The organism is Undibacterium sp. GrIS 1.8 (assembly GCF_040544445.1).
Taxonomy (GTDB): Bacteria; Pseudomonadota; Gammaproteobacteria; order Burkholderiales; family Burkholderiaceae_D; genus Undibacterium.
The window spans coordinates 1-10431 of record NZ_JBEONQ010000084.1 but is presented as its reverse complement, the minus strand read 5'-3'; the positions used below and the strand labels follow the sequence as shown (position 1 = coordinate 10431).

Genomic DNA, 10431 nt, shown 5'->3' with positions numbered 1-10431 from the left:
AAGCACGGCATTTCCATGCGCATCAACGCCATGAATTTGAAATACATTTTTAGCTAAATCGATTCCAATTGTAGTAATGATCATTTTGGACGCTCATTTCATTTAGGGGGTGTTGCCGCTCCCATTTTGGCACATCGATGCCGTTTGAAAGAGGGCGTCCATTCCATTAGAGCCAGTTCTTACACCCCTTTTTGCGGCAACCCCTAGATAATAAAACTACTTCATCATTTTGCCGTTCTCATCCATTACCATCCCATTTTCGTCCATCATCATCCCATTTTTCATTTGCATCTTTTTGCCGTTTTTCATCTTGACCGAACCATCCATCATGACCATATTACCGTTGGACATAGTCATGTCTTTATCCATTGGCATGACCTGACCGTTCTTCGTCATCATCATTTTCCCGTCTTTCATCATATTACCGTCACGTATCATAAGGTTTCCATTAGCATCCATCATCATACCGTTTTGCATTTTTAACTTCTTCCCGTTTTTCATCATGACAGATCCATCCATCATTACTTTATTGCCGTTAGACATAGTCATATCTTTATCCATCGGCATAGATTGACCGTCTGTCATACTCATCATCTTGCCATCTTTCATCATGATCTCTTGTGCCATAGCTGCATTTGCAGAACACATTGTCACTATAAATGCTAGGGAATATTTATTCATTTTTGAACCTCTAAAGTAGGTTGAAATTTCAGCGATCGGATAGTCAAATATTGACACCAATTAGCTTATAAAAATTCTTCTTAAGACTCTGTGCACTATCCAACATACAACCGATCAAACAAAAAATAACTTTAGAAGCGATGAACATGGCGGTCAGTCAACAAGAATCTGCGATCGATTAAATCGAGCCTGTTAAGTTCCCGCATCTTATTTTTCGACGTATGCACCAAATTATTTTACTCTTGTAAGTGGACGGTTTTGTCCCAACGGACGAGATATGCGCAACATTCAGATAGATTGATTTGGTAAAAAATTGATTGAGCCGACGTTCTCGTATAGAAGGGGATGCGATTTCCAATAGATGTAATTTTGATTTGAATCTGCTGTTACGCTGCATATGTGTAAAGCTATCGCAATCTGGAAGAATTGTTCGGGGAGCGCAGTGTGCGTGCTAATCATTTTTCAATCAATGGGCGATCAAATTTTTACTGATCCTGTCAAAAGTATTCCACCAATACAAGCGCTCGGTTTGGGGCAGCTGTCGAATGGACGAAACCTACATCAAATTCAAAGGTGCACGGAAAAATCTTTATCGTCCGGTCGGCAAGAATGTCAAACAGCGTCGTAAATTTTCCAGTTGTCAGTGCGGGGCGTTTCCAGAGAGATTCACAGAAGCCGTTGCGGCCATTGGATCGGCGAAAATTTCCTGGACGCTGAATTTCAATTGAAGTAGAAAATTCTCTGTGCTGTTTAACAGCGTCATGCATTGCAATTGGCTGAGGAACGGTTCCGGACATCAGAATCGCGTGCCTTATTGGAAATTGACCGAGAGCGCGTCCAGTCAGCTAAATTGCAAAAAGAAATCGAACAAGCAAGGCTGTCAACATCAGAGTTAAATAATAGACACCAGGACGAGTTGCGTCGCTTGCAGTTAAGCATGGGCGAATATCGGCAACAGATTGGAAGCCTGCAAGGAAATCTTGAGGCAATCACTCAAAGTAGAGATTCTAGTCACAAGGAACTAGACGCCTTGCGCATACGAATGGAGGAACTCCAGGCATCCTTGATTTTAGTGAAATCGGAATCCGAAGGTCGGCTGAAGCAATTATCTGAAATACGTAACACTGAAAAAACAGCCGCTACTAAACAAGCTCGAAAAAATAGAAAATCTGACCTAGCTAGTTAGGCGCAGTTTAATAACAGGATACCTATTCAAAAAAGTCTGCAGTACTAAAAATTCCAATAAAATGCAGACTATATGATTTGGAATCTTTAGTACCGAAAAATTGAAATCTTTAGTTCCGAGTGCTTGCTTCAGCTATTTGAAATGTAAAAGAATCTAATTATAGAAGTGAGGTTAATTACTACTATAATTAACCTCATTATTTTAATGTACTAACTCCGCTATTAGATATAATCACAACATCACAAGGCGGTGTTTCCCGGTTCGGTAAAAATTCTCTCCTTGTAAAATCAATCACTTAGGCAAGAGAAAATTTTTATGGCACGACCAATTAAGAAAAAATCTGCATCTGGGCTTGAAGCCACGCTGATTCTCGAACGTGTCGGCAGACATCATTTAGCTTTTTTAAAGGGATATCTTGAGGGTATTGAACTCGGAAAGCTGGCCATCTCTTACTTAGAAAACTTTTCTGAGGATGACCAAAGTATTGATCTGCGCGTTGCTCGGTCTACACTGGATTGGATACGATTTGAATTAAAACTGGTGGCCAAACGCTTCGGTAAGTCTTCTATGGCGCGCGTCATAATGATTAATCCCGATCAGCTGGTGACGGTCGCGACAAAAATACCATCGCTTGAAGATTTCAGAGAGGAAAGAGATCCATATGAAATGTACTCGGAAGCAGACCTAATCGAGTTATTTCAAGCTGAGTACGCGGACAAAGACACCAACTCAAAATCACATAGAAATGTTCGTCTGCGACAGCGCCAAGCCGATGCTTTATTGTGGCTTCACGAAATGGCCGTTTCAGATCCAAACACTATGGACAACGTGGCCTCCTGGTTAAAACCAAACGTCGCCAAGAAATTGATCCGTGCCGGCGTCAATACACTGGGGGAGCTGATCGAGACCATTAACGTCAACGGCTATCGGTGGTATGCGCCTATTCCCGGCCTCGGGATGATCACTGCCAGATCAATCGTTAAATGGATTACGCTCAATGAAACCGCCCTCTGCAGTTCATTATCTCGATACGCATTATCCAAACGAAATGAACTAGATCTTGCTCAATTAAAACGAGACCGACCAAAACAATTTGGTATTGTTCCGATTGAGTATTTCCAACCAAAATCGGAGTTAGATGGCTCTTTTGGTGAAAATCGTGGACTACGGAATAAGACCGGGGCTGACAATGATTATGAGGCGATTCAAGTATGGCTCAGTACCTTTATCAAAGATTCAAATACCTATCTTTCTTACAGGAACCAAGTTGAACGCTTTTTATTATGGTCAATCCTAGAGCTTGGCAAACCACTTTCTTCCCTGTCGTCGCGAGATTGTATTGCCTATCGAGATTTCCTCTGGGATCTCGGTCGCATCCAACCTGATACATGGGATACCGTCTACAACATACCGGAAGCAAGGTGGTTGGGGAAACGCAATACAGAACGGTTGAGCGTGAATTGGCGTCCTTTTGAAGAATTAAAACCGCCCAAACCACCTAAAGATGTACCACCATTATTGAGAAAACAATGGCAAATCGAGCATACGAGTCGGAATGGCGTTCTCAAGCTAAGCTCGCAACGTCTCGCCATCATTATTTGTTCTAGCATGTGTGCCTGGCTAACAAAACGACATTATTTAGATTCAAATCCATGGGATGGCGTCAAGCCACGCATGGCACAACAGCCCGAGATTGCAGTACACCACAGTCTTACACAGACGCAGTGGTCTTTCATATTGCAGTATCTTGAAAACATGCCAGACAGTGGTAAAAAAGAGCGCCTAAAATTTATCCTTGTTTTAGGTTATATGACTGGTATTCGCTTGTCTGAGATGGCTAATGCCTCAAAGGGTGACCTGGTGTATCGGGTTGGAAGCACTGAGGACTCGTCAGGCTGGATTTTAACAGTTGTAGGAAAAGGCAATCGTGCGCGTGAGGTCCCCTTCCCTTCCGTTTGTATGGATCAACTGATTTCCTATTTTGCTCATCGGGGCTATCAAGGTTTTGATGCGGTACCGGGCGATGTTCAATTGATAGATTTCCTGATGGATGCGCCGTTACACCTTCAAAAGCTCAACGAGATTCCAGAAAAGCGCAAAGAAAATGGGGTTATGGCAAAGAGTCAAATTTATCGATCACTAGTTAAGTTTTTTAAATCCGTCTCAATCGAGTTTGCCAAAATATCACCGGAGGGTGCAAAGCACTTGCAGATGGCCAGTACTCATTGGCTTAGACATACATCTGCCACGCACGCGCTTGCAAAAGGTGTGCCAATTGAGATAGTGAAACTTAATTTTGGACATCGGTCTATAGCAACCACTGGCATATACATTACGCCTGAGATGGAACGTCGCGTGAAAGCAATGGAAGAATTTGGTAAAACGGTAGCAAATAGAAAATCATAGGCATGAAAATTTTTTGTCCTCCTAACTTTTTAACAAGTTTAGGAGGACACTTCGGAATTACTTTATCAGGTCAGCCGTAAAACCTCACCCTGAAGAGGGTTGGCCGGGATCCTGGAAATTTTCGCCAAAAAGTTACTTGACCCATTGATATAAAAAGATATTTCACCATCAAAAACTAAATGCGCCATTCCTTCAGTGTTTTCGTCATGCGACCGCGTTCTGAAGGAATACGCCGAAACAAAGGAACTGCCTCCCGCTTATTGGCGGCATTAGGATTGTTTGTGTCGCAACAGCATTCCAGTTTCGCCTATTGTAGCCGGTGATCTTCTGCCAAGCTATGCATCCCAATTCGGCAATGGCTTGAATATGCCCGTCTCGTTACGTATCGCCTGCGTCAGAAACACCCGGCCGTCTTGTGCGGCGGGACGATCACTTTTGCATTGGAGTTTGGCCAGGACCGCTTGAGAAACCGGAACGCCATCGTAGGTATCGCCTCCAATGAATTTCTCGATGCGCGTCTCGATTTGACCGACGAGATCAGGTACGGCTGTGAGGTCACCTACTTCTGGAGTGGTCAATTCACACGCGACAATATGAAGTTTTTCATCGACGACAATATGCAGCTTGCGCCAAGTGCGCCGGGCTGGAACGTCGTGTTTCTCTTGGTGCCATTCGTCTTTTCCATAAACCTTGAGTCCGGTGCGATCGACAATCACCGCACTGCCAGGCTTCTCCGCTTTACTCAGAACATGCGTTGGTAATTCAATGCTGCGTTTGGAAATGGTGCTGAAGTCAGGAATGGCGATGTCGGCTTTGATGAAATGCGCAAGCGAAGTCATCATCCCTTCGGTTTGGCGCAACGGCAGATGATACGCTTGGCGAATAAGCAGCATCGCTTCGATTGCTACATGCGAATATTCCGGCGGTCGGTCTCGCTTTCCCGGTTTTGCCGGTTGCCAACCGGCTATCGCATCCTCTGTAAAATAAATCGTAAAATCGCCGCGCCTACGCAATGCTTCATTATATTCTCGCCAATTCGTCAATTTATATTTCGACTTCGTGATCTTTTCTCGGCGACTCTCGTTAAATATGTAAGGCATTAGCGGCTTGGCATCGGCGTTTTTGTAGAATCATGTCAAATTATACACTTCTCCGACGGATTCACGATTTATTCAACAACGCTTATCGTGGATATGCTTCAATGAAAGATGCTTCTGAGGCAACTCCATTGATAGACAGGCTAAAAGGTGCCACACCCCTGCTCTCTCAAACAGTCGAAATCCAATGCCGAACGATACGATATCTAATAAATGGCTTTATGAAATATTGAAGGTAATTTTCCAAGAAGCTGCGGAAGCGATTCGGTTTGAATTTGCTGAAAGTGCATCCCACATTGAGAAAGGCAGCACGCAACGGTTACGATAAACATTACGGTAGAAATTGAGACGCGCATTCAGGAAATGGAAAGATTTATAAATATTGTTTACTGCTAGTAAAACGAATGCGAATACTTTCATGAATTAAATACAGAGATTCAACTAGCTTTCACGCGTGAAAGTTTTAAATTTTCGAAAGGTAGTTGTATCAATAACGTTATAGCAAGCGACAACCTTAACTTACATAAAATCCAGTCTATCCTAGAAAAATACCACAGAATAATTTTCACATTCTTTTGAAATTAACATGTAGGGATCAGAATTCATATATAATTAATAAAATTTCTTATCGAGCACTTTCACGCGTGAAAGTGCTCGCTTCAAAACAAAACTGCTTTTGCGTATATCAATAGGAAAAGAATTTATGGCTAAAGTATTTTGCTTAGTAAACCAGAAAGGTGGTTGTGCTAAAACTCAATCAACTATGCAAATAGCTGGTGAATTAGCAGTGCGAGGTAATAAGGTTGCGGTAATCGATATGGATCCTCAAGGTACCGCGGTGACTTGGAACAGCCAATCACCTGATGAGACACCGTTCCCAGCAACAGTTTTTTCACTATCAGCGGTTGGCTCTAAAATATTTTCTGAGATTCGGAAACATTCTCCAAATTTTGATTATATTTTAATTGACTGCCCTCCAGCTATCGACTCTGAAGTTCCTTGGCATGTGCTACTGGCTTCACAATTGGCAATCGTTCCTGTTCTGCCAGACATGGGCAATATATGGGCAAGTAAGAAAGCAATAGATTTAACAGAACTTGCTAAGCGGCATAACCATTCTTTAAAGGTCAAAGTGTTGGCAGCTAGAGTTCCACGCGGCAAAGCCTATCAGGTCTGTTTGGAAGAGCTTAGAGATAATGCAGCGATTTCGATGTTCGAAACACAGCTAGCAGATCGAGTAGCCTATCCAGAGTCACAAATTTTTGGTTCTTGTATCTCTATAACATCACCTAAATCAGCGGCAGGTAAGGAAGTTTCAAAACTTGTTGACGAAATTTTAATTGAATTGGGGCACTAACGCTATGAGTAAGTTCGACAAAATGAAAAGCGCTTTAGCTCAAAAAAAAGAAAAAGAAAATAGCGAACTAACCGAGCGACTTATTTCGGCAGAAAATATTGCTAATTCGGTGCCTAATCCATTGTCTACGACTCCTCTGCTTAAACCTTCTGTAGTGACTAATCAAAATACACCTTCCACTTTCACGCGTGAAAGTGAGATTGTTACAGTCGCAAAAGAATGTGGGAATAAAATTCCCTACTTTTTAAGAGTGTCGTATGACTTGATTGAACCCAATCCTTATAACGCACGAGTCAATTACAAGCCACAACGCGTCCATAAAATGTCTTTGGAAATTAAAGCAGATGGGCAGATGGTGCCGGGTATTGCAACCATTAGAAATGGACGTTTTATATTAGCTGCAGGCCATTATCGTTGGAAAGGCATTGAAGTAGCTAATATTGGATTCATGGATTTGATGATTTATGAACAGATTTCTGATCGAGAATTATACAAATTATCATATAAAGAAAATGCAGAACGATCAGACCAAACAGTTCTTGATAATGCCTCTGCTTGGAGAAAATTACTAAATGATGGTATTTACGAGAATGAATCAGCCATAGCCGAGGAAACTGGAATTTCTCTTTCCAATATCAATAAGATTATAAGTGTTTTGAATCTTCCAAGATCTGTTATTAATTATATTGAGGAACAAGAAAGCGTCAAGTTTGCACTATCGTCTTTATACGAACTTCAGCTTTACTCAGGTGTTGCGACAGAAGAAGCTACACTAGAGATGGTAAAAAAAATCGTTACCGATGACTATACCCGTGACCAAATTAAAAATGCCAGGGCAGCTTTAGAAAAACCTAAGCCTCCACGAAAAACTAAAGAAAATTCTAGGCAATATAAAATCTTAGATTCAGATGAATTAAAATTAATCGGACATATCAAAGACTTTGATTCTGGAAAAATTTTGTTGGAGATTAACGAGCCTAATGACGACAAGCGAAAACAAATCTTAGAAACTCTCAAATTACAATTTCGTCTGACCTAATAAAAAAGCCGCTTTTAAGCGGCTTTTTTATTAGGTATTGTTTTTTAATGTGTATTCAATAATTTCTTGGGGAGTTGGATCTCCCCACGTTTGCCTTGCTAGCCATGTGTAGAAGGGGATTAGATGACGATTTCCTCGTTTGCTTTTTTCGGCCGGGATTCGTTCCTCGTCATTTTTAAGATTCTTATTAAAACTTTCAATGAGATCGGTCTGATCAACCTCTTCCATTTCCACGAACATTTTTTCAGCTTGAAGATTACGGGCTCTATGAATGGCCTCCATGATCTTGTTAGTTTGATCGATCGGATCAGAAACGCCTTTAACAACTGAATGAAGATCTGAATTATAACCAGCATAATTTGACTCACACGCAGCCGTTAGATACGCGCCATGGTTCAAAATAGACTCTGGGTTACCTTTAAGGCGAGCTACTGTATATTCAATATTCGCGGCAATTAGTCTGTCAGGATGCTTAGCTATGATTTTCTTTTTATAATAAGAGCTGATGTTCAGTCTTGAAAATTCTTTTTCGAGATCAATTCGAGGTTCTTTGGCAGCCAATTTTTCTTCAGTTTCGTTCGTAAATTTAGGTTTTTCATGAATTTTAAATTGCAAAAATTTAACGCTCCTGGTGCCGTCTTTATCTTCGAAAAGCTCAATAATCAAATCAGAGATTTCATTTATTTCTTTAATTGCAGGTTTTAATTTATCCCGTTTAAAAATCTTATATTCTTTTGTGTAGCTATTTTCATCTACGTCACCCTGAATGACTTTTTTCCAAAAACTCCATAAATCTTTGTTGCTGAGATGAGAAGGATTAGTCCTATATCGATTAAGCCAGTCATATAATTTTCTTGAAGCGTCTAGCTTAAGATTCTTTTGAATAATTAAGTCCAGTTTTGAGTAAATAGCAGACTCAAAAAGCATTGGTTCTATTTGATTTACAAATGCATAGGTAACAAACTCGTCGTCACATTGCACGAAAGGCAGTAATACACACGACGCCCAGATATTTTCGTTGTCAGTACCAAGCACGTCCCATGTGGCTTTGATGTCCTGCATCTTCATCAACGCCTGTTTAAATGGCTTTCTATTGGTAGACTGGTATCCCATTCTATCCATTAATTCTTTCCGCGAGATCCTATACGTCCGATCCGGGTTTCGAATCAATTGCGTATCTTTCTTCCATTGATCTTTTTGCTCTTTGGCATTTTTGACTAAAATATTCCAAGCAAGTAGTTGTTGACCGGTCATCACATCATTTTGAATGATCATTTGTGACGCTTGGACAGGCTTTTTAAAAATGTCCGTTGCTTGGCCATTAAATAATGACAGGCTGTAGTTATCTGTTTTCTTTTTGATCATTATGTTCAAAAGGTGAGAAAGTATTTTTATGTTCTCACCTTTTGGTATTGCGGTCAAAGATTTCAAGTGATCAACTGGTTTTTGTTGCTTCCTCGTTGTGATTCTTGTTAAAGCCCGTTGAGAGAAACAACTTTCTAGTTGTTAACTATTAAAGTAAACATTAAATAAGTTTATAAACATCTAATTCCTCTAAACCCGCATAAACATTGACTTAGGAGGAATTTGGGTGATGGTTTTGAATATCTACGGTGATGTTTTTAAAGAACAAAGGGATGTTGATTGAATAAGCGGGTGAGTCTTTTGAATAGGTGAGGGATGTGGATTAAATAGCCATGAAAAGAATGGTGATCCTTTTGAATAGCTACTGTTAATAACTCTCTTGGCCGTGGACAAAGTTCAGATGGTGTTTTGAAAAGTGAGAACTTTCAATAGCAAATGCCATGAAAATGCTTAAGAGCCCCGAATACGGTCAATGGTGATGTTTTTGAATAGCTGTGTAGAAAATACCTTAAAAATATTTAGTCGAATAGTTTCAAAGGTGAGTGTTTTGAATAGTTAAATGATGCTGTTGGTTAATGTAGTTATTAAATAATTAAATATTTAAACAAAAAAAAACGCCTACACCAAATAATAGCCAGCATAGAAGTGGAAAGGTGAGGGTTTTAAATAGCCTTTTAAAAAAGAATTTATGTTGGATATGACAGATTTTAAAAGGTGAGGGTTTTAAATAGCCATAAAAAAGCTCACTCAACTCTAATCCCAAGTATTAATAAGCTTTGGCAATAAGTGAGCACTAATTTACAAATACAAATAGTTTTGATCATCTCCTATTCAAAGTTCTCACCGTAACGTATTTCAAAACAATGCTATTTAAAAATCTCACCTAATGCAAACGTGGTTTTTTTATAAGCTATTCGAATTACTCACCTTTAACAGATCTATTATTTGATATCGACAGGAAAATTTTGTTATTTCAGCAGGCCAAGAAGATATAAAAATATTGATTTGTCGATTGGATCACATAGAAAATTCTCGGTCATATTATTTGGTGAGCACGCTTTATGATAAAGCTTCGCCCGAAAACCAAAAGGTTAAAACTAAAAGTACGTAAAAAATATATCTCATATAGATATTTTGCGAATCAAAGGATAAAAAAACGGTATCTAAGTCAGGAAACTGACATCGTTTGTTAGCCGCAAAGGCTTAATTCAGGTCTCAACTGAAATTTTATTCACCCCCGGGATCTAATCCTAAAGGATTTAGATTCCTTTTTTTCCATGGAATCTAAAATGAGTCCTTC

The 10431-nt window shown here is 40.0% G+C and carries 8 protein-coding genes; 4 read left to right on the top strand and 4 right to left on the bottom strand.

What is annotated here, in order from left to right:
* Positions 1–216: 216 nt before the first annotated feature.
* Both AAKU64_RS21555 and AAKU64_RS21550 read right to left on the bottom strand, forming a co-directional pair.
* On the bottom strand, positions 217–681 hold the full coding sequence (locus AAKU64_RS21555) for a DUF6799 domain-containing protein (RefSeq protein ID WP_323492588.1): 465 nt from the start codon (positions 679–681) through the stop codon (positions 217–219).
* 497 nt (positions 682–1178) lie between these two features.
* Positions 1179–1478: a hypothetical protein gene (locus AAKU64_RS21550; protein ID WP_323492589.1), complete on the bottom strand. Its 300-nt coding sequence runs from the start codon at positions 1476–1478 to the stop codon at positions 1179–1181.
* 53 nt (positions 1479–1531) lie between these two features.
* Between AAKU64_RS21550 and AAKU64_RS21545 the strand changes: the two genes are divergently transcribed.
* On the top strand, positions 1532–1867 hold the full coding sequence (locus AAKU64_RS21545) for a hypothetical protein (RefSeq protein ID WP_323492590.1): 336 nt from the start codon (positions 1532–1534) through the stop codon (positions 1865–1867).
* Positions 1868–2182: 315 nt separating this feature from the next.
* Complete coding sequence (locus tag AAKU64_RS21540; RefSeq protein ID WP_354334692.1) at positions 2183–4273, top strand: site-specific integrase; 2091 nt, start codon at positions 2183–2185, stop codon at positions 4271–4273.
* A gap of 335 nt (positions 4274–4608) precedes the next feature.
* Here the strand turns inward: AAKU64_RS21540 and AAKU64_RS21535 are convergent, their stop codons facing one another.
* Positions 4609–5373: an IS5 family transposase gene (locus tag AAKU64_RS21535; protein ID WP_354334694.1), complete on the bottom strand. Its 765-nt coding sequence runs from the start codon at positions 5371–5373 to the stop codon at positions 4609–4611.
* A 700-nt stretch (positions 5374–6073) separates the two neighbouring features.
* Between AAKU64_RS21535 and AAKU64_RS21530 the strand changes: the two genes are divergently transcribed.
* Together AAKU64_RS21530 and AAKU64_RS21525 are read left to right on the top strand one after the other, a co-directional pair.
* Positions 6074–6727: an AAA family ATPase gene (locus AAKU64_RS21530; protein ID WP_354334696.1), complete on the top strand. Its 654-nt coding sequence runs from the start codon at positions 6074–6076 to the stop codon at positions 6725–6727.
* 4 nt (positions 6728–6731) lie between these two features.
* Positions 6732–7766 carry a ParB/RepB/Spo0J family partition protein gene (locus AAKU64_RS21525; RefSeq protein WP_354334698.1) on the top strand — a complete coding sequence of 345 codons (1035 nt, stop codon included), beginning with the start codon at positions 6732–6734 and terminating at the stop codon, positions 7764–7766.
* A gap of 30 nt (positions 7767–7796) precedes the next feature.
* On the opposite strand, the gene AAKU64_RS21520 is transcribed toward AAKU64_RS21525, so the two are convergent.
* Positions 7797–9197 (bottom strand): replication initiation protein, encoded by a 1401-nt coding sequence (locus AAKU64_RS21520; RefSeq protein ID WP_354362998.1) that lies wholly within the window; start codon positions 9195–9197, stop codon positions 7797–7799.
* Between the last annotated feature and the right edge of the window lie 1234 nt (positions 9198–10431).

Coding starts and splice junctions, on each gene's coding strand:
- AAKU64_RS21530 (WP_354334696.1), top strand. CDS start 6,074: ATGGCTAAAGTATTTTGCTTAGTAAACCAGAAAGGTGGTTGTGCTAAA.
- AAKU64_RS21550 (WP_323492589.1), bottom strand. CDS start 1,478: ATGTCCGGAACCGTTCCTCAGCCAATTGCAATGCATGACGCTGTTAAA.
- AAKU64_RS21540 (WP_354334692.1), top strand. CDS start 2,183: ATGGCACGACCAATTAAGAAAAAATCTGCATCTGGGCTTGAAGCCACG.
- AAKU64_RS21535 (WP_354334694.1), bottom strand. CDS start 5,373: ATGCCTTACATATTTAACGAGAGTCGCCGAGAAAAGATCACGAAGTCG.
- AAKU64_RS21525 (WP_354334698.1), top strand. CDS start 6,732: ATGAGTAAGTTCGACAAAATGAAAAGCGCTTTAGCTCAAAAAAAAGAA.
- AAKU64_RS21555 (WP_323492588.1), bottom strand. CDS start 681: ATGAATAAATATTCCCTAGCATTTATAGTGACAATGTGTTCTGCAAAT.